This window comes from Salinivibrio sp. SS2 (assembly GCF_001722075.1).
GTDB classification, from domain to species: domain Bacteria; phylum Pseudomonadota; class Gammaproteobacteria; order Enterobacterales; family Vibrionaceae; genus Salinivibrio; species Salinivibrio proteolyticus.
In genome coordinates this window covers 1-24687 of sequence record NZ_MEBP01000080.1, presented here as the reverse complement: position 1 = coordinate 24687, position 24687 = coordinate 1, and the positions used below count along the sequence as shown (strand labels likewise).

General features: G+C 49.5%; 22 protein-coding genes. 10 read left to right on the top strand and 12 right to left on the bottom strand.

All coding sequences use genetic code 11. The features are described from left to right. The first annotated feature begins 89 nt into the window (after nt 1-89). Nucleotides 90-1676, top strand: coding sequence for a cation:proton antiporter family protein (locus tag BGK46_RS09075; protein ID WP_069588685.1), 1587 nt, complete (start codon nt 90-92; stop codon nt 1674-1676). 251 nt (nt 1677-1927) lie between these two features. After that, nucleotides 1928-3595, top strand: coding sequence for an asparagine synthase B (asnB, locus tag BGK46_RS09070; protein WP_069588684.1), 1668 nt, complete (start codon nt 1928-1930; stop codon nt 3593-3595). Between the two features lie 70 nt (nt 3596-3665). Here asnB and BGK46_RS09065 read toward each other — a convergent pair whose 3' ends face one another. From BGK46_RS09065 to BGK46_RS09020, 10 genes are all read right to left on the bottom strand, one after another. Then, on the bottom strand, nt 3666-4967 hold the full coding sequence (locus BGK46_RS09065) for an inosine/guanosine kinase (protein WP_069588683.1): 1302 nt from the start codon (nt 4965-4967) through the stop codon (nt 3666-3668). Nucleotides 4968-5056: 89 nt separating this feature from the next. Then, nucleotides 5057-6031 carry a ferrochelatase gene (gene hemH / locus BGK46_RS09060; RefSeq protein WP_069588682.1) on the bottom strand — a complete coding sequence of 325 codons (975 nt, stop codon included), beginning with the start codon at nt 6029-6031 and terminating at the stop codon, nt 5057-5059. A 181-nt stretch (nt 6032-6212) separates the two neighbouring features. Then, nucleotides 6213-6857, bottom strand: coding sequence for an adenylate kinase (adk, locus tag BGK46_RS09055; protein WP_069588681.1), 645 nt, complete (start codon nt 6855-6857; stop codon nt 6213-6215). 155 nt (nt 6858-7012) lie between these two features. Then, complete coding sequence (gene htpG, locus BGK46_RS09050; RefSeq protein ID WP_069588680.1) at nt 7013-8908, bottom strand: molecular chaperone HtpG; 1896 nt, start codon at nt 8906-8908, stop codon at nt 7013-7015. 201 nt (nt 8909-9109) lie between these two features. Next, entirely contained in the window at nt 9110-9883 is a 774-nt protein-coding gene (locus BGK46_RS09045) for a GmrSD restriction endonuclease domain-containing protein (protein ID WP_069588678.1), read from the bottom strand. A gap of 172 nt (nt 9884-10055) precedes the next feature. Next, the gene (gene recR, locus BGK46_RS09040; protein ID WP_069588676.1) at nt 10056-10664 is read right to left on the bottom strand and encodes a recombination mediator RecR; all 609 of its coding nucleotides are present in this window, start codon (nt 10662-10664) and stop codon (nt 10056-10058) included. A 3-nt stretch (nt 10665-10667) separates the two neighbouring features. Continuing rightward, nucleotides 10668-10997: a YbaB/EbfC family nucleoid-associated protein gene (locus BGK46_RS09035; protein WP_069588674.1), complete on the bottom strand. Its 330-nt coding sequence runs from the start codon at nt 10995-10997 to the stop codon at nt 10668-10670. A gap of 24 nt (nt 10998-11021) precedes the next feature. Next, on the bottom strand, nt 11022-13127 hold the full coding sequence (dnaX, locus tag BGK46_RS09030) for a DNA polymerase III subunit gamma/tau (RefSeq protein WP_069588673.1): 2106 nt from the start codon (nt 13125-13127) through the stop codon (nt 11022-11024). 77 nt (nt 13128-13204) lie between these two features. Next, nucleotides 13205-13750: an adenine phosphoribosyltransferase gene (apt, locus tag BGK46_RS09025; RefSeq protein WP_069588670.1), complete on the bottom strand. Its 546-nt coding sequence runs from the start codon at nt 13748-13750 to the stop codon at nt 13205-13207. A 38-nt stretch (nt 13751-13788) separates the two neighbouring features. Further along, nucleotides 13789-14205, bottom strand: coding sequence for a YbaN family protein (locus BGK46_RS09020; protein WP_069588668.1), 417 nt, complete (start codon nt 14203-14205; stop codon nt 13789-13791). A 422-nt stretch (nt 14206-14627) separates the two neighbouring features. On the opposite strand from BGK46_RS09020, the gene BGK46_RS09015 reads away from it, so the two are divergent. Beyond that, entirely contained in the window at nt 14628-15002 is a 375-nt protein-coding gene (locus BGK46_RS09015) for a hypothetical protein (protein ID WP_069588702.1), read from the top strand. A 114-nt stretch (nt 15003-15116) separates the two neighbouring features. Here the strand turns inward: BGK46_RS09015 and BGK46_RS09010 are convergent, their stop codons facing one another. Next, entirely contained in the window at nt 15117-15764 is a 648-nt protein-coding gene (locus tag BGK46_RS09010) for a YccT family protein (protein ID WP_069588666.1), read from the bottom strand. A gap of 103 nt (nt 15765-15867) precedes the next feature. After that, nucleotides 15868-16869 carry a porin gene (locus BGK46_RS09005; protein WP_069588664.1) on the bottom strand — a complete coding sequence of 334 codons (1002 nt, stop codon included), beginning with the start codon at nt 16867-16869 and terminating at the stop codon, nt 15868-15870. 520 nt (nt 16870-17389) lie between these two features. Here BGK46_RS09005 and dinG point away from each other — a divergent pair. The 7 genes from dinG to BGK46_RS08970 all read left to right on the top strand — a co-directional run. Next, nucleotides 17390-19462, top strand: coding sequence for an ATP-dependent DNA helicase DinG (gene dinG, locus BGK46_RS09000; RefSeq protein WP_069588662.1), 2073 nt, complete (start codon nt 17390-17392; stop codon nt 19460-19462). Nucleotides 19463-19477: 15 nt separating this feature from the next. Further along, the gene (locus BGK46_RS08995) at nt 19478-20251 is read left to right on the top strand and encodes a sulfite exporter TauE/SafE family protein (protein WP_069588660.1); all 774 of its coding nucleotides are present in this window, start codon (nt 19478-19480) and stop codon (nt 20249-20251) included. 15 nt (nt 20252-20266) lie between these two features. Further along, entirely contained in the window at nt 20267-20821 is a 555-nt protein-coding gene (locus BGK46_RS08990) for a primosomal replication protein (protein WP_069588657.1), read from the top strand. Between the two features lie 83 nt (nt 20822-20904). After that, complete coding sequence (locus BGK46_RS08985; RefSeq protein ID WP_069588656.1) at nt 20905-21810, top strand: histone deacetylase family protein; 906 nt, start codon at nt 20905-20907, stop codon at nt 21808-21810. A 9-nt stretch (nt 21811-21819) separates the two neighbouring features. Next, nucleotides 21820-22005 carry a DUF2496 domain-containing protein gene (locus BGK46_RS08980; protein ID WP_069588654.1) on the top strand — a complete coding sequence of 62 codons (186 nt, stop codon included), beginning with the start codon at nt 21820-21822 and terminating at the stop codon, nt 22003-22005. 577 nt (nt 22006-22582) lie between these two features. After that, complete coding sequence (locus BGK46_RS08975) at nt 22583-24013, top strand: alanine/glycine:cation symporter family protein (RefSeq protein WP_069588701.1); 1431 nt, start codon at nt 22583-22585, stop codon at nt 24011-24013. Between the two features lie 138 nt (nt 24014-24151). Then, the coding region (locus tag BGK46_RS08970) for a transposase domain-containing protein (protein ID WP_175418647.1) at nt 24152-24687 on the top strand (536 nt) is incomplete at its 3' end.

The window sequence follows — 24687 nt, the reverse complement described above, 5'->3', positions numbered from 1 at the left end:
TTAAGATAATTGTCGATGCTGTGTTTATTGGCTTTTGCACAAAAACACGGATTCTGTTTGCTCGCTAACTCACATAATAAGCATACGATATGGAATTGGTTTACATCTCAGCAGCCTTCATCAGCGGCTATATTCTGATGCGTTGTCACTTGCCACCTCTCGTTGGCTTTTTGATTGCCGGCTTTGCGCTACATGCGTTTGGCTACGAATCAACCCCTGTGATCTCTGATCTGGCCGATTTGGGTGTCACCTTGCTGCTTTTCTCAATTGGATTGAAGTTGGATGTCAAAACCCTACTGGCCAAGGAGATTTGGTTTGGTGCGACCGCCCATAACCTGCTGACTACGGGGTTGTTCACGCTGTCCTTGCTCGGCTTGAAAGCCCTAAGCGTGCCTATGCTTGCTGGATTGAGCTTATCAGAGTTAGCCCTGTTGGGTTTTGCCCTCTCCTTCTCCAGCACCGTCTTTGCCATTAAGGCACTCCAAGAGAAAGGGGAGCTTAACGCCACCTATGGGACTCTGGCGATTGGCATTCTGATCATGCAAGATATCTTTGCGGTAATCTTTATCACCGCCACGTCCGGAAAAACGCCTGAGCTCAGTGCATTACTGCTTTTTGCATTGCCTTTGCTTAAACCAGTGTTCAACAAAATACTGGACAACGCGGGGCACGGTGAGATGTTGGTGCTCTATGGCATTTTCTTAGCGTTAGTGGCGGGAGCAGGCTTGTTTGAGCTTGTTGGCGTTAAACCCGATTTAGGGGCGTTAATTTTAGGAATGTTATTGGCAAGCCACCCTCGCGCCTCGGAAATGGCCAAGTCGCTCTTTAATATGAAAGAGCTTTTCCTCGTGTGCTTTTTCCTCAACATTGGCTTGTCCGAACAACCTACGTGGCAAAGCTTTAGCTTTGCGTTAGTCATCATGCTGCTTTTGCCTATCAAAGGGCTCCTCTATTACTGGATTGTCAGTGGTTTCCGCTATCGCGTTCGGACTGCCATGTTCACTACGCTCACTTTATTTAACTTCAGTGAGTTTGGCTTAATCGTGGGGGGCTTTGCGTATAAAGCCGGTCTTATGCCTGGACCTATATTAGTGTCCATCGCTATTGCAGTGTCATTGAGTTTTGCGTTCTCCGCCCCGCTCAATACCTTCAGTAACCAGCTCTATACTTGGGCATCGCAGTGGTTAAAAGACAAACACCCCGATAAGCTTCATCCTAGTGATCAGCTGATCAATCTCGGTGATGCCTCAATTCTGGTGCTTGGAATGGGTCGAATTGGTTCAGGGGCGTATGACGAGCTCTCTGCCACTCATCACCAACCCATTATTGGCATTGATAACCGAGAAGATTCAGTGGCACGCCATCAAGAGGAAGGACGACGTGCGATTCTTGGCGATGCCACCGATCCTGACTTTTGGTCACGCGCCATTTCTGATGGGCAGATCAAATTAATCTTACTGGCAATGCCACACAGTCAGGCCAATATGCTTGCGCTAGAGCAAATCCGGCAAACCAACTTTAAGGGCAAGGTCGCCGCCATTGCAAAATATGAGGATGAAATTGAGCAGCTCAAAGCGCTCGGCGTTGACGAAGCGTTCAATATCTATCAAGAGGCCGGTAGTGGATTTGCTCGACATGTGCGAGAGCAGTTTACCACGCCAGCCAACAACGCCTAACCCACCGTTATTCCAATACCCAGGCCGCTCTTTCGAGCGGCTTTTTTCATCGATGTATAGTCATTTTGTACACACACTGCACCGTAATTAAATTTCATTCGGTAAATAGGATTTTATTTCGAATAACATTCACCCAAAGAGGCTTTTTGATAAAGAAATGCTTTTTGAGGCTTGTCTATCCTGACCGTGCAAGGCAGAGTGGTTGTCAACCTGTTATCGCCTTGTTGGCTTGATGAATTTGAGAGGAAAGTATGTGTTCAGTGTTTGGGGTGCTTGATATAAAAACCGACCCACAGCAGCTCCGTGAAGTAGCTTTAAAGATGTCCAAAACCATGCGTCACCGTGGTCCTGACTGGTCGGGTATTTACTCATCCGAGAAAGCTATTTTGGTCCATGAGCGTTTAGCGATTGTCGATCTAAACAGTGGGGCCCAGCCTTTATATAACCAAGATAAAACCCAAGCATTAGCGGTCAATGGCGAAATTTACAACCACAAAGAATTGCGTGCTGAGTTTGCTCCTGACTATCCATTTCAAACCGAGTCGGATTGCGAAATCATTCTCGCTTTGTATCAGCAAAAAGGCCCTGAGCTGCTTGACTACCTCAACGGTATCTTCGCGTTTATCCTTTATGATGAGGAGCAAGATGCCTACCTGATTGGCCGTGACCACATTGGTATTATTCCGCTTTACCACGGTCATGATGAACACGGCAACTACTACGTGGCTTCGGAAATGAAAGCCTTAACGCCAGTGTGCAAGAGCATCAGTGAATTTCCTCCGGGCCATTTCCTATGGAGTAAACAAGGCGAGCCGGTGCGCTATTACAAGCGTGATTGGATGGACTATGACAGTGTGAAAGAAAACACAACCGATAAAGCGGCGTTGAAAGAAGCACTCGAAGCCGCAGTTCACCGCCAACTGATGACCGACGTACCTTACGGCGTATTGCTTTCTGGTGGACTCGACTCGTCCGTGATTTCTGCCATCACCAAACAGTTTGCTGCCAACCGCATCGAAGATGACGATCAAAGCCAAGCATGGTGGCCTCGTCTTCACTCGTTTGCTATCGGCCTTGAAGGCGCCCCCGATTTGAAAGCTGCCAAGGAAGTGGCGGATCATCTTGGCACGGTTCATCATGAGTTTACCTACACCATTCAAGAAGGGCTGGATGCGATTCGTGACGTGATTTATCACATCGAAACCTATGACGTCACCACGATCCGTGCCTCCACGCCGATGTACCTGATGTCTCGTAAGATCCGCGCGATGGGAATCAAAATGGTGCTCTCCGGTGAAGGTGCCGATGAAGTGTTTGGAGGGTATTTATACTTCCATAAAGCCCCAAGCGCTAAAGAGTTTCACGAAGAAACGGTGCGTAAGTTACTTGCTCTCAACATGTTTGACTGCGCACGTGCCAACAAATCCATGGCAGCATGGGGCGTGGAAGCACGCGTACCTTTCCTCGACAAAGCCTTCTTAGAAGTGGCGATGCAGATCAAGCCAGACGATAAGATGTGTGGCAACGGAAAAATGGAAAAGCACATTATCCGCGAATGCTTTGGAGACTTACTTCCTGATTCGGTAGCATGGCGCCAAAAAGAGCAATTCAGTGATGGCGTTGGATATGGTTGGATTGATACCTTAAAAGCGATTGCCGAAGAGAAGGTGACGGATCAGCAGCTCGAGACCGCGGCTTTCCGGTTCCCTTATAACACGCCAACCACTAAAGAGGCGTATATGTACCGCGAGATCTTTGCAGAGCTCTTCCCGCTCGACGATGCGGCGAAATGCGTGCCGGGCGGCCCGTCAATCGCGTGCTCAAGTGCTAAAGCGATTGAGTGGGATGAGTCTTTCAAAAACCAAGCTGATCCGTCTGGTCGTGCCGTACGCACTGTGCACGAAAAAGCGTATCAGTAATCGCAAAATGATGGGCACACCATCGATTAGAAACAAAAAAACCGCCGATTGGCGGTTTTTTTCTAGCGGCTTATCGCTCCCAATACGCCTCTTCAAGGCTATCCTCTCGCTCTGGCAGCCCACGTGATAAACGCGGTGAGTGCTGCGCCAACACTTCATAGCTGACGCGGTTGGCATACTTGCACACTTGCGAGAAAGAGGAGTAGGTCATAAATGGATATTGGTGCTTACTCGAATTGGGCACATTGTCACGATGATAGCGGTTCGCAGACATATCATGCAGCAACGCTGATAGAGCACCATCTCCAGCACCATTGGTGTTCTTAATCCGCTCAGGCCCCCCCATATAGGGAGCAATGTGAGAATAAATTTTAATCGGCGTTTCGCAGTCCGCTTTCATCATCGGACGGCTGAATTCATACATGTTGAATTCAGGAATCGCACCTGGCAGCAACGGCAAGGTGGTTTGACGTTTAGACTTATCCTCGGTGTAACCGGCCATATACAAACCAATTGGCCCAGCAGTACACAACACCATATCCACCCACTGTAGTGCAGCATCGGCCGCCAAGAGCGGATCGCTCTCACCAGTTAAGGCTTCACCTTCATCTTCATTCATCGCCACGACGCTAACGTGCTCGGAAAGAAAGTCACGCCACCATTGTGGGTTTTGCTCAATCACAAACTTGGTGCCAAGCGTCATAACCACGGGCACGTTGTGCTTTTTCGCATATTCAATGGCGCGCATGGTCGCTTGCGGCATTGGATCCCCTTCTTTACAGCGAACCAAATACGCAGTGAGTACCAACGCAGAAGCGTTTTCAAAGATATGCTCAGGAATCGAATCAGGGTGGAGTTGGTTCATCAAGCCTTCGTTGATGGCGAACGTACGCTCACCACAATCGCCAATCAACGCGTAGCAACGACCAATCGGGCCTTGCACCGGCTGCAGGTAATTAAGATCCATCCGGCTTGAGGTGTTGCACAGGTAGCGGTAAGAATAGCTACCAATTCGAATATCTTGGCTCATCACCCCCAGCAAGATAGATTGGTCATCCGCCAGCGCTGAATAGTTGTGCAAGGTGTTACCGATAGTGCCACCCGCAAACTCATGAGTGACAAGGTTGTTGTCTTTCAATTCTTGATACAGTGCTTCTGCGCGCTCATCGTCGATGACGAGCGAGTGCCCTTTACTTAACTGATACCGCTCCAGAAATTCATCAGGCACTTTTGCTTCAATGTCGACCAAGGTTTGGTCGATACCAATCACGTGCGGGCGCTTAAAGCCACGTTCGCTGGCTGGGTTGAGCAAAGGATCACGGGCGTGAACCGGAAAATAGTGCTTAGACTTGCGTTGTCCTGGAAATTTCATGGTTCGTGTAACTAGCTAATGGAAGGGAGGCGCGAATTCTATCACAGAATTCGCGCATGCGTAGCGTCTACACGATGAAATTTATTGCCCTACCAACCTTGTGTATGTTGGGCCACCAGCGACGCCATCAGGTGAATATGAGCCTCATCGTCGTTTAAGCATGGAATAAATCGGAAGCGTTCGCCACCTGCCTCGAGGAAGGTGTCACGACATTGCTCAGCAATTTCTTCTAGGGTTTCAAGGCAGTCAGCCGAAAAAGCTGGGGTCATAATATCGAGGGTTTTCACCCCTTTGCTGGGTAACGTCTCTAAGGTCTTATCGGTGTAAGGCTTGAGCCACTCTTCTCGTCCGAAACGGGACTGATAGGTCATCATGATCTCGTTATCCGCAAGCCCGAGTTCCACTTGCAGCAGCGATGTGGTTTGCTCACAGTGCCGAGGATAAGGGTCGCCATTATCGGCAAAACGCTGCGGTATGCCGTGATAAGAACAAAGTAGCAAGTCACCTTTCCCATGCGCTTGCCAATGCTGCTTCACCGAGTGGGCTAACGCGGCTTGATAAAGCGGGTGATCATGATAGTGGTTCACATACTGCAACGCAGGGATCACTGGGCGCCCTTTCAATGATTTAGCCACTTTATCGAAAACCGCGGCGGTGGTGGTGGCAGAATATTGTGGATAAAGCGGCAAAACCAACACCTTATCACAGCCCTTTGCTTGCAGCTCATCAAGCCCTTGGGCAATCGACGGATTACCGTAGGTCATTCCAAGCGCAACCGGAACCGACACCTGTTCAGCCAGCGCTTTTTGCTGACGCTTGGCATACACCATCAGTGGTGATCCCTCCTCCATCCAAATACTTTGATACAGCTTAGCCACTTTCGGTGAACGAATCGGCAGTATCACGCCATGTAATAATGGGCACCATAACCAACGGGTTAAATCAACCACACGATGATCATGTAGAAATTCAGAAAGAAAGGCTTTCACTGACTGTGAGGTCGGCGCTTCTGGGGTTCCGAGGTTGACCAATAGCACACCGACTTGATTGTGTTTTTCCGTCATTTTGATTGTATTCCTTGGCGGCAATCTTAGAACAGACTGGCGTATATACGATTTACCCAAACCAGTACGGTAACAATTTGATTTTGGGCTAGCTTGCCATAAAAAAACCGGAGCGACTAATCGTCTGCTCCGGTTTCTGCAATCGATATACTCAATCTTCTCCTTGGGAGAACATCCAGAGTTAGCCTAGGGCTTTTTCAATCTCAACACTGACGTCTGCCACCGCTTGGGTGCCGTCAAAGGTGAAGTACTGCGTATTGCCTGCATCTGCTTCTTTTTTGTAGTAAGCAATCAAAGGCGCGGTTTGATTATGGTAAACCTTCAGACGCGCACGCACTGTTTCTTCTTTGTCGTCATCACGAACAACTAGCTCTTCGCCAGTCACATCGTCTTTGCCTTCCACTTTTGGTGGGTTATACACCACGTGGTAGGTGCGGCCTGAAGCCAAGTGAGCACGACGACCACTCATACGCTCCACAATCACATCGTCTGGCACGTCAAACTCGAGCACGTAATCAATCGCAACACCGATTTCTTTTAGGCCATCCGCTTGTGGAATTGTACGTGGGAACCCATCTAGCAAGAACCCTTTGGCACAATCATCTTGCGAGATACGCTCTTTAACCAGACCCAGAATGATGTCATCCGACACCAGCTCGCCAGCATCAATAACCGCTTTGGCTTGTTTGCCCAGCTCAGTGCCCGCTTTAATCGCGGCGCGCAGCATGTCACCGGTAGAAATCTGCGGAATCCCGTATTTTTCCATGATGAACTGCGCTTGCGTCCCTTTACCCGCGCCCGGTGCACCCAACAGAATGATGCGCATAGTGATCCCCTTTTATCGTTTTTGGAGTTTCGTAAAACTGCGTCTATTCGCAAAGACCCGAAACATACACGCTTCACGAAACGCTATCAAGCCCGGCAATCCGGCCGGGCTTGTTGGTCGCTGTTCAGTATGTCGCTTTCACAGCGCGTTGTCGATTATACCTTAGTCAGAAGCTTGTTCACCGACGCCAAGAACTCAGACGGATCATCCATGCTTCCTTTTTCTGCCAGCATCGCTTGGCCTAGCAGCATTTCTACCCAAGTACCAAACTTCTCTTCATCGCTCTCATCCGCCATACGCTTGACAAGATCATGCTCTGGGTTGAGCTCGAAGATATATTTCACTTCCGGCGCTTGTTGCCCAGCCGCTTCGAGCAGTTTCGCCATCTGGGTACCCATCTCAAATTGGTCAGTCACCACGACCGCAGGCGTGCCGGATAGTTTGAACGTCGGACGAACATCTTTCACGCGCTCACCTAAATGAGACTTCACGCGCTCGACCACAGACTCAAACGCTTTTTCGGTTTCTTCACGCTTGGCTTTGGCTTCTTCGTCGTCAAACAGGCTAAGATCGAGGTCTGCTTTGGTAATCGCTTGGAATTGCTTACCATCAAACTCAGTGAGATAGCTCATCAGCCACTCATCGATGCGATCGTACATCAAGATAACTTCAATGCCTTTAGCCTTGAATTGCTCAAGGTGAGGGCTGTGCTTCGCAGCGTTGTAGCTATCTGCGGTGATGTAGTAAATCTTCTCCTGCTCGTCTTTCATGCGCGACACGTAGTCCGCCAATGAAACGGTTTGCTCCGCACTGTCTTCGTGCGTCGATGCAAAACGCAACAAGCCCGCAATTTTTTCTTTGTTGCCAAAGTCTTCAGCCGGACCTTCTTTAAGTACCAGACCAAACTCACGCCAGAAGGTTTGATACTTCTCCGCGTCGTTTTTAGCCAGCTTCTCGAGCATAGATAGCACGCGCTTAGTGCAAGCACTGCGCAGTGATTGAGTGATCTTATTATCTTGCAAGATCTCACGAGAGACGTTGAGCGGCAGATCGTTCGAGTCAATCAGACCACGGATAAAGCGCAAGTAACTTGGCATAAATTGCGACGCATCATCCATAATGAACACGCGTTGCACGTACAGTTTCAAACCGTGTTTGTGTTCACGGTTGAACAGATCCCACGGTGCTTTCGACGGGACATATAGCAAGCTTGTGTAGTCATTTTTACCTTCGACACGGTTGTGGCTCCATGTCAGTGGCTCCGCGAAATCGTGTGAGACGTGCTTATAAAACTCTTTATACTCGTCAGCGCTAATGTCTGATTTAGAGCGGGTCCACAAAGCTTGAGCTTTATTGACCTTTTCCCATTTGCCTTCGCCAGTTTCCTTGCCTTCATCGTCTTTTTCGACAGTCCACATTTCAACCGGAATACCGATGTGATCAGAGTATTTGCCAATCACCTCGCGCAGGCGCCAGTCGTTGAGGAATTCTTTCTCATCGTCATTCAGATGCAAGATAATATCGGTGCCGCGTTCAGCTTTCTCGATAGGCTCTAGGGTGTATTCGCCCTCACCCGTAGATTCCCAGCACACGGCTTGGTCTGCCGCCAAACCGGCAGCACGGGTGTGGACGGTCACCTTGTCGGCAACGATAAAGGCAGAATAAAAGCCCACGCCAAACTGACCAATCAAGTTGGAATCTTTGCTTTGATCTTCATTGAGTTGCTTTAGAAACTCTTCTGTCCCTGACTTAGCGATGGTCCCAAGGTTGGCGATCACATCATCTCGGCTCATACCAATGCCGTTATCAGAGATAGTCAGCGTACCTGCATCCTTGTCTACTGAGAGGCGTACGCGTAAATCCCCATCATTTTCGTACAATTCAGGGGCCGAAAGTGCTTTAAAACGAAGCTTGTCAGCCGCGTCTGACGCATTCGAGACCAGCTCACGCAGGAAAATCTCTTTGTTTGAGTAGAGTGAATGGATCATCAATTGCAACAGCTTGGATGTATCAGAGCCAAACTGGTGTTTTTCTGGGGTTTTCACGCTCATGTCAATCTACCTAAAGCTATGATAATTAAACGCCAAGTGAGCCCGAAGCGGACTACCTGATGACGAATTGGATAAAGTCTCTTTGGATATAGGGGCCGCTTGCGACGCTTTCAAGGCTTAACTGACCAAAAATAAATCACTTAGTCATCTATTCGCGTCATCAAGCAAAGCAGCCACAAGTTGACCCAGCCCTGCGCCTTGCTATCCCCGCGGCCCGTAACCACAGGCAGCAAGCCAATGGTTCACGGCCTCGCGCTCACTGGGCACGTAGTGGAGTTGGTAACGGGCGACGATACGATCAAAACGATAGACATAGTCACAACGCAGTGTCTCGACCGGTGGTAGCCATTCATCTGGCCCTTTCGCGCCTTTTTGTGCATTCAGCGCATCATCGGCGATCAGCAGGTTGTCGGGGTCATTAGCAAATTGGGCTTTTTTCTTCCGAGACCATAACTCGCCACCGTGACCGTGGGCCCACTTCAATGGCACAAGGTGATCAATGTCGACATCACTGGCTTGGGTAAACGACTGGCCCGTCAACGCGCCAACCCATAATCCCGTGGCAACCGTGCAACGATTATCCCGTGTGTAGGTCACAGGCACTTGGCTCCGGGCAATCAGGACTTCAGCACGGGTGTTTTGGCAATCTTTGTCCTCATCCAACCAATGGGGCCAATGGTCTCGCTGGTAGGGTCCAGAGAAAGGACGCCCATCATGCAACGCCGCTTTGGTTTCTTGATGGACAAGCGCTTTTGGAGAAGACGTCGCACGCTTAGGTAAGCGCCCGCCTGCCTCAAGACAGGCTGACAGCGAATCGAATGCGGTAAATCGCGTGACGCGGGTGTAATAAGGACTATTGGTGTCGTGACAAATGCCCGATTTTGAGCGCTTGACTGGCTCGGCCTGAGCCAAGTTACTGACCAATGCGCTTGCGAGAAAGAAGTTTACAAGAAAGAAAGAGAGAAGACGCTTCATACGTTAAGCACGTTTAGTAATGAGTGCTTACACAACAGCGTTTAACGACTAGTTTGTCAACAAACAAATGATTGATTGCACATTTGCTCGTCAAAGCGGAGAAAAAAGAAAAGCCTGACCAAGTCAGGCTTAAAGATTAGTGCGTCACAGTACCGCGCGTCATGATTCTCAGCTAGTTATAGCTTAAGCGCTGCCGGCCAATGATCGAGTGTGACAGTGTGGTACCGTCCACCAACTCAAGCTCTCCACCCATAGGCACACCGTGGGCAATACGGCTGGCTTGCACATCGTGTTCTCGACACAGCTCGGCAATATATTGCGCCGTAGCTTCGCCTTCAACGGTTGGGTTGGTAGCGAGGATCAATTCTTCAATGGGCTCATGCGTGAGGCGTTTTTCCAACACGTCTAAGCCGATATCGGCAGGGCCAATACCATCTAATGGCGACAAATGCCCCATTAGCACAAAGTAACGCCCAGAATATTGCCCGGTGGCTTCAACCGCAGCGATATCCGCAGGGCTTTCAACCACACAAATTAACCCCGTTTGCTGACGTCGAGGATTGTCACAAATCGCACAAACCTCTTCTTCAGTGAAAGTTCGACACTGGCTGCAGTGACCAATCTCTGTCATCGCTGCAGTCAGCGCTTGCGCCAACTCGATACCACCTTGACGATTGCGTTGAAGCAGATGATAGGCCATACGCTGCGCTGATTTGGGGCCGACCCCAGGTAAGCAGCGCAGCGCGTCCATCAGTTGTTCAAGTAACTGACTGGTACGCATGGATTAAAACGGCATTTTCATGCCTGGTGGTAACTGCATACCACCTGTCACTTCGGCCATTTTCTCTTTTTGCTGCTCTTCGGCACGACGTGCTGCGTCATTGAATGCAGCTGCAATCAGATCTTCCAGCATGTCTTTGTCGTCTTCCATTAGGCTGTCATCGATTTCAACTCGACGAACGCTATGGCTACCCGTCATGGTGACTTTTACCATGCCTGCGCCCGACTCACCGGTGACTTCCATATTGGCAATTTCTTCCTGAACTTTTTGCATGCGCTCTTGCATTTGCTGCGCCTGCTTCATCAGGTTACCCATTCCGCCTTTACCAAACATAATTCTCTCTCTTGGTTAGGTGTTCTAAATTGGTCGAATGCTGTCTTCATCCAGTTCCGCAGCAAAACGCTGAAGAATAAAACCGACATTCGGATCATTATGCAAGCTCTGTGTCGCCTGCGCTAATTTTTGTTGATAGAGATGTTCTCGCCACTCTAATGGCGTTCGCCCGCTATCGCCTAAATGGACTTCCAATGTTATGGGGGCATTTAGGGCCTGAGACAAGGCCTGTGCGAGCTGTTGTTGTGCTTTTTCTTTATTGAGGTGAGCCTGATCAGGACGTAAGGTCAACACCACCGTATTGCCCTCACGCACCATCGACGCATTCAGTGCCATTTGCTTCACCAAGCGCGGTACCGCCAAACTGTCTGCCAACGCACACCAGTGATCCTCCGCGTTCGCTTCTTGGACAAGCTTATCCCGCATCGCTGGTGTTTTTTCATGCTCTAGCGCCTTTTTCAGCGCATTTGGCGTTAAATGCGTGGCTGTTTCTTTCTCGGGCTGCGGTTGAGTCGGCGTCCATTGATAAGGCTCGTCAGACACCGGCGCCGTTTCAGCCGTTTTTTGATGAGACAATGCCGCCGGCGCTTGCTCAAAAGACGAGTCGGACACCGGCGACGCAGGCTGGGTATTCGCAGTAATACGATCCAGCACTGACAGCGCATCTTGCTTGGCCGATGTCCGTTCAGTCTTTTTTGGCGTGTTATCCGTCTGACTCGATTGACGTTTCATACGACTACGAAGTTGATTCCGCGCCTGAATCAAACTGGATGCCGCAGATTGAGGGGTAGCCTGTGCTTCCTCCGCCCTATCCGGCTGCGTCGACGCTGGCTGTTGCGCCTGTGGCTCAGGTTGTGATTGATGTGGCGCCGATTGGGGAGCTGGCGCAGTCTGCTCCCTTGGAGCCGATGTTGCTTGCTGCACCTGCGCTTTTAACGCCCCAATCGCCTGAGACGGATCGGTGTGCGGTTTCTGAGTCGCAGCCTGTTGCGTTTGAGGGGCTTGGGCCGGCACAGAAATCGCCTTGGGTTCATAGGGGACAGTTTTGACCGGCTGGAATGCCAACATCCGCAACAACACCATTTCCAGTCCCGCACGTCCATCGGGAGCATACGGTAAATCTTGACGACCCTGCAGCGCCATTTGATAGCACAATTGCACATCTTGGGGCGATAGTCGGGTCGCCAGTGCATGCAAGCGTGCTTTGTCCGGTGACGCCTCGCTATGCGTATTAGGTAACGCTTGCAGTAAGGCGATTTGATGCAGTTGCCCAGCCAGCTCTTTGAGTAAACCGTCCCATTCAACGCCAATGTGCGCAATCTGCTCTAAGGCACTCATCAGCTCCACCGCATCATGGTTAACCAGCGCCTCAAGCAGCAACAATGCGTGATCGGTGCTCAGTGTACCTAGCATGTCGCTAACCGATGCCGTAGTAATTTGACCGTTGCCTAGCGCAATCGCTTGGTCAGTTAAGCTCAGAGCATCACGCATGCTGCCTTCAGCCGCGCGAGAAAGTAGCATCAACGCACGCGATTCAGCATCTACGCCCTCTTGCGCCAAAATGGTTTCTAACTGGGTTTGAATTTGGCTGGCATCGAAATGCTTTAAGTGAAATTGCAAACAGCGTGACAGGATAGTCACCGGCAGCTTTTGCGGATCCGTCGTGGCCAATAGGAATTTCACATACTCAGGCGGCTCTTCCAGCGTTTTGAGCAGTGCATTGAAACTATGACGAGACAACATATGAACTTCGTCAATCAAATACACCTTATAGCGACCACGCGCGGGCTTGTACTGAACGTTATCCAGTAACTCACGGGTATCTTCAACCTTGGTGCGCGATGCCGCATCGATCTCTAATAAATCGACATAACGCCCTTCATCAATCTCTCGGCACGTTTGACACTGACCACAAGGTGATGAAGAGACACCTTGCTCGCAATTCAGCCCCTTGGCAAAAATACGCGCGATGGTGGTTTTACCTACCCCACGGGTACCGCTAAATAAGTAAGCATGATGCAAACGGTCGTGGTCAAGTGCGTTGGCAAGCGCAGTCAGTACATGTTGCTGCCCTGCCACGGTATCAAAGCTATGTGGCCGCCATTTACGTGCGAGTACTTGATAACTCATGTTTCTCGGCTTCCTATTTGAATATCCAATGAGGCGGAGCGTAACAAGGGCGCACAACGCCCCAGTATGGAGAGAGGCTAGTGACCGTCAAATTGGCACAGGCTGAATACGTTAACACCCATTTGAGCAAGTTTATCCTCACCACCAATATCGGGTAGGCTGATGACAAAGCCCGCATGCTTCACCTCACCGCCCAGACGACGCACAAGTTTTACTGTCGCCTCAATGGTACCACCGGTCGCCAGTAAGTCATCAATGACAAGCACGTTATCACCGCTGCTAATCGCGTCACGATGAATTTCTAGCGTGTCTTCGCCATATTCAAGTTGGTAGCTTTCACTAATAACTTCACGGGGTAGCTTACCGGGTTTTCGTACCGGGACGAACGGCAATCTCATCGCCAGTGCCAGCGGGGCACCAAATAAAAAACCGCGCGATTCGGTACCGATGATTTTGGTGAACCCCATGTCACGATACTGGTTCGCGAGTGTATCTATGGTTGCCTGATAGGCGATTGGATCTTCCATCAAGCTGGTTACGTCGCGAAAAAGGATCCCGGGCTTTGGGTAATCAGGAATGGTTTTGATGCTTTGTTTAATGACATTCAAGCTGTCGTTGCTCATGGCCAATACTCGCCGGTAAAAAAACGCAAACCGCAATGTTATGAATTTTCAGCCGAGGCGGCAACAGATTCTGTCTCAGGCAGACGGAGAAACCAGCATAACAGCACAATTAAGCAAATTAGCAGCATGATTTTTAGCCAAGCAAAGCTGACGATATAAATAGAAAAAGTGAAACTGGCCAGTATCATCACGGTGGCCCGTATTTTTACCTTACGGCTAATGGCGCGTTTTTGATACCAATCAGTCAAGATAGGCCCAAAGGTGGGATGTGCATGCAGCCAGTTAGCAATACGAGGCGAACCACGCATAAAGCAGCCACTCGCGAGTAGTAAAAACGGCGTCGTCGGTAGCACCGGTAAAAAAATACCCGCTGTGCCTAAACCGACCCACAGCCAACCAAGGCTATTCCAAAGCCAGCGCCAACGGGGGGAAGAAGGTGGCAGTGAGTGTTGCATGCTGTGGTCTCGCAAAGTTCTGGCCTGACAGTGAAATGAAACACATTAACAAGTGTAGTGACCCTCACCCGGCCAGTACAGCACAATACCGCATTTAACCGTTGAACGCGGTCCACCAGGATAATTAACGACCAAATACAATACCAATCCAAGTCAGGCTGGCTGGCAAAGTGGGAATAAGGAGTACCAGTAAAAATCCAATGAAATACTTCAGACTATACGGCTCTTTAAAATCATGTTCCATTTTGTTATCTCTACTCACAACAACTTAACAACGGTGAAGCGCTACTATAGCTCAGCTTTCGAGCGCTAAAAACGGACCTTTTGTAAGGTTTTATCGCTATTCTTGATTTACATCAGGGTAACAAGTGGGGTGGGTGATCCATGATAAACGTCATTTCAGCCAATCAAGCGAACTGACCATGGATACAAAAACCCTCGCACAGCTTCGGCGTGAGCTCGAAACCGAGCAAGCGGAGCTGATCGCAACCTTAACCACTCGATTACGAGAAGATTGGGAAAAGGAATGCGATAATCTCAATGTGACTGACTTAATTAAAGAAAGTCAAAGCCTGCCAGGCGCGATTCGTTGCCTCGGCGATCGTTTGGAGAAAGTGGACGCCTCTTTGTGTGCCATGGATTTGGAAATCTACGGCCTGTGCGCCGATTGTGAGAGCCAAATACCGCTCAGTGATTTGATGCACGATGCGGCAGAGCAACGTTGTCCTCAATGTCGTACATCAAATTATTACCATCACGATCCCGCGCAGCGTCGTGTTGCGACGGACCCTCACTAAATCGGTGATGCTGTGTCGGTCTACTTTCGCTTGTAGCCTATCTCTCGCTGTTTAAGCGACGAACGCCCAGCTTTGGCTGGGCTTTTTTTTGCGTTTGCGTCAAACGAAGCCACATTATTCTTGGTCAATAATCCAGCGGCGGAAAGACTTGCGTTCTTGATCGCTAGCTTTGGTATACCAAAGTTTAAGTTGTGAGAGCGCATCGCCCTTGATGGATGCTTTGCCTTCCTCATCCACTTCGACCAAAACATCATTGAGGTTTTTGCTTTCACCTTGGTCGAAAATAATGCCATTGGCACGGTTATAGTCAGCCACTAACGCTTCCATATCCGCGTATGCAGCAAAGCCGTCACCTTTAAGCTCAGTCGCGTTCAACGGCATCACCTCGCCACTCTCAAACTCCGCTTGCCATTGTGGGCCTGAAGCAAAATAGTTAGTTGCCTGACTATGCACCCGTAGATTGGTATCAATATTGAGTGTCGCATCGCGCCCATCTACATTTATTTCAAATATATAAGGACGAGAGGTAAAGACTACATCTTTACTGCCGCGCTTCACTTCCCCTTCATAGCGCATCACTAACTGGTGTGTGCCATCGCTTAGTTCAACACTTTGCTGAGGCGCCCAGCTGTCAAATTCCACTTCGGTGCCGTCAATCACTAAAAACTCGACACCCCGTGCTGAGGTAATCGTTGCGGCCTGAGCGACACCTGATAACAGGGTAACCCCCAGCGCTAGCCCAGCCCATTTCAACTGCTTCATTATTCTTTTCTCACTGATTCGCCAAAACCATGAATAAAAAAGCCGCCCGAGGGCGGCTTTTTAAAACGAGTGCTACATACTGTAGCGGTATCGTTAAGCTCGATTAGAACTTAACTTCCATACCTGCAACGTAGCCTAGGTCAGCATTATCTGCGTTAGTATCGCCGATTTCAGCATAAACCTTTGCATTGCTATGCAGTGCATAAGTTACGTTTGCGTAGTAACCATTGACGTTGTCACCTTTCTCAGGATCTTGGCGATCCCAACCAGCGGCAAACGTAGTGTTACCCATGGTGTAGTCAGCTGCTAACGAGAAGGCGTCTGTGTTAATAACGTCGTTTGCACCACCAATCGCGTCTGCTTGTACGTTACCGTATGAAGCTGCTAGGCTCACGTTCTCAATGCCCGCATACTCAACTTCGAACTGATAGCCAGTAACATCTACTGCAGTAGCAGTAGTGGCATTGCCGATCTTAACACTACCGTCGTCAGCTTTGTAATAGTAACCACGGACGTCGAAGTCAGCTACGCGGTAGCCTAGACGAGCATCAACAACAGACAGCTCTGCAGTACCGTCGTCTTCGCCATCGCTCTTCTGATATGTTGATACACCACCATAAAGGGTACCGTTGTCATAAATGTATTTAGCAACTTGGTCACCGTGGCTGGTTTCTTCAACGCCAAATGAAACTTTTGATAGCTCATAGTCCTTCGTGATGCCGATGTCATCACTCAGCAGATATTGGCGACCGAAGGTAATTTGGCCGAAGCTATCGCTTTTAAAACCAACATACAGCTCTTTATTTTCAACGTTACCGTTTGTTGGATTTTCAGTAAGAGCTTCCTCGGATTCGAACTCAAATGACATACCAGCCAGTACGCTCATTTCAGGCGACACTGCAACTTCAGTATTAACAGCAAGGTCGCCGTCATCTAGACGCCACATACCATCTTTGTCATTGCCGATATCTTGGAAGTACTGAACTTCAGCTGCACCAGATAGGTCTACTTTAACGCCGTCTGCGTCATATAGGTTGATGCTTGCAGATGCTGAGCCAGCAGCCAGCAGAGCTGGAACTGCCATTGCTAGAATAGTCTTTTTCATGGTTAATCCACTGCCTTTTCTATTTAGTCATTATGAGTTCCTTTATGGAACTCTGTTATATGGTGGCTGTCATAATGCTACAAAGAACAAAATGCCAATCCACTGAAACTTCGTGGCTAATCGTGCAGAACAATCTTGGTTCTGTCAACTGGCCCGAAATCGCGTAGATCATAACCCACGAGACTTGAAAAACAAAGATTTAGAGAGCCGCCGTGAATGGAGATCACACTCCACGGCTAATCATTAATCAATTTTGATGAAATTTAACCACAACCAATATTAGAACAAAAAACTAAAATATAACAAAAAAAACATAAAAACAGAATAAAAAACCATTCAATAGCTTAAAAGTGGTGCTTTCCCGAAAAACAAACAGAACAGCAAGATAGAGCAAATTGGTTCAATATAAATTCGTGATTGGGATCTCATTAATGTAAAGAAATCTTGCAGTTCGGGATCGTTTTCACGTTTTTGAGTCGTGCTATACTGCGCGCCATTCTCCCTTAAGCCGGACATATTGATGCTCAGCCCTGCCGTAAAATCAGACATCCGCGCCTGCTATCAAACCCTACAAGCGCAACTTCCCCATTTTGTCCCTAGAAAGGTACAAAACTATCTCGTGGCAGAGCTTGCAAAAACGCTAGCAGGCGATTACGACAACAAGCGCCGGCTATTTGTGGCGGAGGCGGGTACGGGTGTGGGCAAATCGATGGCCTATCTTATGGGGGCCATCCCCTTTGCGCTAAACAACAATAAAAAAGTGGTGATTTCGACCGCGACAGTGGCTTTGCAAGAGCAGTTAGCCAATAAAGACATTCCATTTTTTCGTCGCATCTGCCCAAAACCGTTTGATTTTATTCTGGCAAAAGGGCGTCAACGATATTGCTGTGCACACAAATTGAGTGCGGTGGCGGATACAGACAGCATCCAAGGCGCGCTGTTCACCCAAAAGCCCAAGCAAAACGAGCAATGGCTACTCAATGACATGTACTCAGCATTCAGCCGAGGAAAGTGGGATGGCGACCGCGATAGCTGGCCCAAGCCGATTGCCGATCATCTCTGGCAAGCCATTGTATCGGACAAACATACTTGCCACGCTGGGTTGCACGCTCATCGTCAGTGCCCCTTCGCCAAAGCGCGCGAGGCGATGGACAAAGCGGATGTCGTGGTCGTCAATCACAGTCTGTTACTGGCCGATCTCGAGCTAGGTGGCGGGGTGATCTTGCCCGAGCCAGAGCAATGTCTTTATATGATTGATGAAGCCCACCATTTGCCGACGGTCGCACGCGACTTTTCTGCCGCCAATGCCAGTTTACTCGGGGCGACTGGATGGCTGGAAAAGCTCAACCAAGCCACGGTTAAGCTCGGTAATACCGCGGATATGAAGCGCGCAAACCACTTCGTGGATAGCTTATTAGACGCGATCCAAGTGCTGATCCCCACTTTACGCGACACCAACCAAATTATTAGTGGTTTACCCCTCAATGAGGATGGCTGCTACCGTTTTGTTGATGGCGAACTGCCTGACGCCTTGGTAGAACCCTGCCAGCAATTGAAGCAGGCGAGTAAAAAAGCCAACCAGAGCTTGGCGAAAATTCACGATTTGATCAACGAGCGACTGAAAGAAAATGACATATCGGCCAAGCTCGCCGACCCTGCGCTTGCGGAAAGTGCCTTTTTCTTACAACGGCTTGAGAACCTAGAAAAAGTCTGGTCACTGATGGCACAACCCAACGCAAACAAAGGTGCACCTCTCGCGCGCTGGGTACAGCGTTGCCAAGAGCGCGAAGATGACCGCTGGGTCCACGTCTCACCGTTAGAAGTCGGCTGGCGTCTTGATCAAATGCTGTGGTCACGGGCAGCTGGCGTCGGACTGTTTTCTGCCACATTGCGCGCACTCAATCAGTTTAGCTATTTTTGTCGCCAAGTCGGTCTAAGCGAAAACGATGGCACGCGCTATTTGGCGTTACCCTCCCCCTTTGACTATGCCAATCAAGCAAGACTGATAGTGCCTGCGATGCCCTGTGAGCCACAAGCAAAACAGTTTACCGATGTGCTTGGCGACAAAGTGCTTGAGTATTTGGAAGGCGAAACCGCATCACTGGTGCTATTCGCCTCCTATTGGCAAATGCATCAAGTGGCTAAAACCTTGGAGCCGCACTGTCGCCGTCATCAATGGCAACTGCTCTGCCAAGGCACCCTGTCACGCAGTGCACTGTTAGAACAACACAAAAAGGCGGTTGCCGCCGGGAAAACCAGTATTATTTTTGGGACCGGCAGTTTTTCTGAAGGGCTAGATTTACCCGGCAACCTACTGACAAACTTGATTATTACAAAAATTCCCTTTGCTGTGCCCACCTCACCGGTGGAAGAGGCCCACGCCGAATACATTGAAAAATGTGGTGGCAATCCGTTTTTGCAAATTTCGGTTCCCGAGGCAAGTAAAAAGCTAGTGCAATCGGTCGGGCGTTTACTGCGCAAAGAGGAAGACTCTGGTAGAGTGGTGCTTCTTGACCGGCGTATTATCACCCGCAGATATGGCCAATCATTACTCGACTCGCTACCACCCTTTAAGCGCGTCGTCGAACAATAACTAGAAAGAATTCACATGCTTGAACTGATTGACCTCTCTACCCTAATTATTTTAGGGCTTACGGCGTTTGTCGCCGGCTTTATTGATGCGGTAGCTGGCGGTGGTGGAATGCTCACTGTCCCCGCCTTGCTTTCCTTAGGCTTGCCGCCACATATTGCCTTAGGGACCAATAAACTTGCCGCCACTTTTGCGTCAAGCACCGCGGCCTTTACCTATTACAAGAAGCGGCTTTTTTCGCCTCGGTTCTGGCAGCATGCCTTTTGGGGGACCTTAATCGGTGCCACGTTAGGCACTTTGTTGGTCGACGTATTGAGCACCGAGTGGCTTGAAAAGGCGATTCCTTTGGTGGTGCTGATCGCTGCGGTTTATACGGTATGGCACCCTCAGCCCAAGGTCGATAACCATAAATTGCCCACGCCCTGCCCGAAGCTCCCCATTAAGCAATGGGGGCAAGGCCTCTCACTGGGCTTTTACGATGGGGTGGCAGGGCCTGGAACGGGCGCGTTTTGGACAGTCTCGACCATGTCGATGTATCGCATGAACATTTTGCTGTCATCGGGACTTGCCAAGGCAATGAATTTTACCAGTAATTTCACTTCCTTGGTTGCCTTTGCACTGCTCGGGCATGTTAACTGGGCACTCGGACTGACCATGGGTGTCTGCTTAATGTTAGGCGCTTTTATTGGGGCCCATTCTGCCATTCGCTTTGGTAGCCGATTTATCCGTCCGATTTTTGTCACGGCCGTGGTCGTGCTCGCGGGTAAGCTTGCATTAGACGCATGGTTTTAAGGTAATTTAATCATCATGAAAGCCCAGCTCGAAACAATGCATCAGTTACTCGACCAACTGGCCAAGCGTGCCGCTGAGGTCGATAGACGTCGCGGAGAAGCAAACGCGCCTTTGTTCTCTATTCAGCTTTTTCAGTGCCAAGGCAAGCTGCTTACCCCTTGTGTAAACGAAGCGCAAGGGCTGCTTAATGTGATGCGACGCGACGACGAGCAAGGGCTATTGACCGAAGCAAGAGCGACACATATTTGTGAAACCTTATTGGCACAAATCAGTGCACTGCAACGTGAGCTGGCGACGCTACCATTACGTAAACAAGAACAAGCGACCCGTGGACGTCGACGCCAATCCATAGGTGAACTTTACCAAGAGCTCGCCAAACACCAAGATTGGGAACGACGCTTGGAAGACAAGCTCAGAGATGCGAACGCCAGCGTCGATGCAGCAAGCACTCCGGCAGTCCGCCAAGACTACCAGAAGCAAGTTTTAGCCCTAGAGCAACGCTTAGCCCGTTGCCGCCAAGCTCGCGAGCGTATTGAAAGTACCATCAGTTATCGTGAGCGCAATACCTAGGGGCGCACGGGGTAAATCCAACATCATAGTAAATCTGTTACGGCATTAGCCAATACGCGCAAATCAGCACAAAGGAGCTTAGGGTGTTACCTCTGATTTACCATCCTATTTATTCTGACTTCCCGCTCCCTGAAGGTCATAGGTATCCCCTTCAGAAGTACCGCCTTCTATACGAGCGTCTCAGCGCATGCAACTTGCCAGTCACGTTCGATCAGCCGACAGCGGCAGACCGTCGGGTGATCGAACCCGTGCATGACCACGGCTATATCAGTCACTTAATCAAAGGCGAGCTACCGCTGGCCAAAATGCGTCGAATCGGTTTTCCATGGAGTGAGGCCTTAATCACGCGTAGTCTTACCTCGTTAGGCGGCACTACATTGACCGTTGACCATGCGCTTGAGACCGGACTTGCTATTCATCTAACCGGTGGTTACCACCACGCTCACTACGATTTTGGCAGTGGTTTCTGCTTATTTAATGACTTAATGATTGCGGCACGCCACGCATTGTCTCACAGTGGTATAGATAGGGTGTTAATTGTTGATTGTGACGTACACCATGGCGATGGAACAGCTGCGTTAGCGGCAGATCACCCTGATATCATCACCTTTTCAGTTCATTGTGAGAAGAATTTCCCCTCCCGTAAACCACCGTCGACAATCGATTTACCGCTACCTAAAGGCACCGGTGATGATGACTATCTCGGCGCATTTTTGCCCTTGCTCGAACTCGCCATCGCGCAGTATCGTCCTGACATGATCATTTATGACGCCGGAGTCGACATTCATCGGGACGATGCGCTCGGCTATCTCGACGTCTCAACAGACGGTATCTATCAACGCGATCTAGGCGTACTCTCGTGTTGCAAGCACAACCAAATTCCTGTCGCGGCAGTCATTGGTGGCGGTTATCACGATAATCACGACAACCTCGTCCCACTCCATGAACAATTGATCCGTGCCGCGTTACGCGTGACCGAAAAACAATAAGGAGCCCTCATGAACAAAGACGCATCCCACACTCCGAGCGGCCTTGAGAACGCTCCCGATGACGTTAAGCTCGCCGTCGACCTGATTTATTTGCTCGAAAGCCATCACATTGATGTCGACGTTGCACTGTCAGCGCTTGACATGGTTAAAGCGGACTTGCTCAATAAAAAAGGCAGCGCATCGACACAAAACTAGGCAGGCATGGCTTGCTCACTTCATTCGTGTGGCGACATTTTCATCAAGCCCACGTGTTTTTGATCACAATTTTACGCGCGCTGACATAGTCCGTCTTTAGTCGCTTTTAACGAAAATTTATGCAACATAGCATTTTACTAAATCGCGTAAGTTCAAGTAATTAGCATGAAAAGCATTACATTTTATTTACAGTCAATATCACCAAAATCAACATATTGAGCAGGTTAATTTTTAATCAAACCGCCCTTCTCATAGTGTTTTGTCTCACAAATATCGGTATTATCCGGTGCGCTCCGCGTTGTGTACCTACTCATTCAATCAAGGTGCATAACTAACGTGAGAGCACTCTGGCAACAGTCGAGCATGGATTCAAAATGCTGTTGCACACCACGCTGGTTCCACGTTAGGCCACCAACCTAACCGCCCCTCAAGATGGGGACCAGCTGTTCGCCTGCATGGACTGCAGTTAAGTCACATGGACAGTGGTTGTCGGCCTTGACGCTTGTCGTCACCTTTGCAAACACTCGACTTTTCAAGCTCAAGGCGTCTCCCAACAGACGAAAAACAGAGTTTTATGATGGAACTACTAGAAAACCTATTTGTGTCCATAGTCGATACAGGTAACAGCCTCCTTTGGGGAAGCGTACTGATTTACTTATTGATTGGTCTAGGTCTGTACTTCACTGTACGTTCCGGCTTTATTCAATTCCGTAACTTTGGTCACATGTTCAAACTCATGGCCAATAGCCGCGATGGCGCCTCAGGCGGCATTTCCTCTTTCCAAGCATTTAGCACCAGCTTGGCAGCACGCGTGGGTACCGGAAACATGGCCGGTGTCGCTGTGGCGATTTACTTAGGTGGCCCTGGCGCTATCTTCTGGATGTGGTTAACCGCATTGGTCGGTATGGCCACCAGCTTTGTCGAGTCCACCCTCGCGCAAGCTTATAAAGTCAACCACAAAGACAACAGCTATCGTGGTGGTCCGGCGTATTACATTGAAAAAGGTCTTGGTCAGCGTTGGCTCGGTATCGCTTTCGCCGTGTGTCTGATTATTGCATTCGGCTTGGCCTTTAACGGGGTACAATCCAACTCAATTGCCGCTGCAATGAATACGGCATTTGGGGTCAATGAACTCGCTGTCGGGATCGCAATTACACTGGTCACCGCACCGGTTATTTTTGGTGGCATGCGCTCAGTGGCACGTGTAGCGGAGCTTATCGTTCCGTTCATGGCACTTGCATATCTTGCCGTGGCACTGTTTGTCGTTGCGATGAATATCGAGCAGCTTCCTGCCGTTATCTCGATGATCGTTAAGAGTGCACTGGGCGTTGAACAAGCTGCCGGTGGTGCAATGGGTTATGCTATTGCGCAAGCAATGATGCAAGGTATCAAACGCGGCCTGTTCTCAAACGAAGCCGGTATGGGTTCCGCACCCAATGCCGCAGCAACAGCCACTACTAAGCCTAACCACCCTGCTGCACAAGGCTATGTTCAAATGTTGGGGGTGTTTGTCGACACCATTGTGATCTGTACTGCAACCGCCTCGATTATCTTGATGTCTGGCATGCTCGACCCAGAGAGTGGTCTTACCGGCATTGCACTGACTCAAGAAGCGTTGGTGAGCCAAGTGGGTGACTGGGGTGCAGGCTTTATTGCCATTGCAATTTTGTTGTTCGCCTTTACGTCTATCATTGCGAACTACTCGTATGGTGAATCTAACATCGAGTATATCTTTAAGTGTCGTAAAGCCATCACTTTGTACCGTATCGCGGTTCTCTCTATGGTATTGGTGGGGTCAATTACTGACTTGCCGTTGATCTGGAGTTTTGCTGACTTATCGATGGGTATGATGGCGGTGATCAACTTAGTGGCGATTGCGCTACTATCTGGCATTGCGTTTGCGTTGATGAAAGATTATGAAGACCAACGCCGAGCGGGTAAGAAGCCAACGTTTGATCGTACTAAGTTCCCGAAACTGGACAAGCAAATCGATAAAGACGTGTGGTAACGACACCGATCTGTCGGTATCAACCTACAAAAACCACCGCTCAAGCGGTAATGCCGATCAGTTAAGCAAAAAATGATCGGTTGAACGATCCTGAGAGGGTGTCAAAATCCGAGTGTTTCTGCACACTCGGATTTTTTTATGTTCTTAAGACAAGCCCTCGACCGAATACATCAATTCTCTGCTGACCAACTCAATGGTCTATCCGATCTCCTTTGCCCTGAACTCATTCACCAATGTCTTGAGGACACAGGCGTCGCGACGATTCGTAAGCGTAGGCTCCCCATGGAATTGATGGTATGGAGCGTTGTGGGAATGTCACTTTATCGGCATCTATCGATGAGTAAGGTGGTATCTCAGCTAGATATATTGCTACCGGGCAAGAAACCCTTTGTTGCGCCGAGTGCGGTTATCCATGCCCGTAAGAAGTTGGGGCACAAGCCAGTCGAAGCGGTGTTCAACCAAACTCAGCAATTGTGGCATGAGAAGACCCCACATCCTGACTGGTACGGACTCACTTTACATGCTGTTGATGGCGTAGTTTGGCGAACACCAGATACGGCCGACAACGATAAGGCTTTTAGCCGAACCGGTAATAAAACAACGACGTCAGACTATCCTCAAGTTCGCATGGTCTGCCATATGGAATTAACGAGCCATCTGCTTAACAGTGCTGC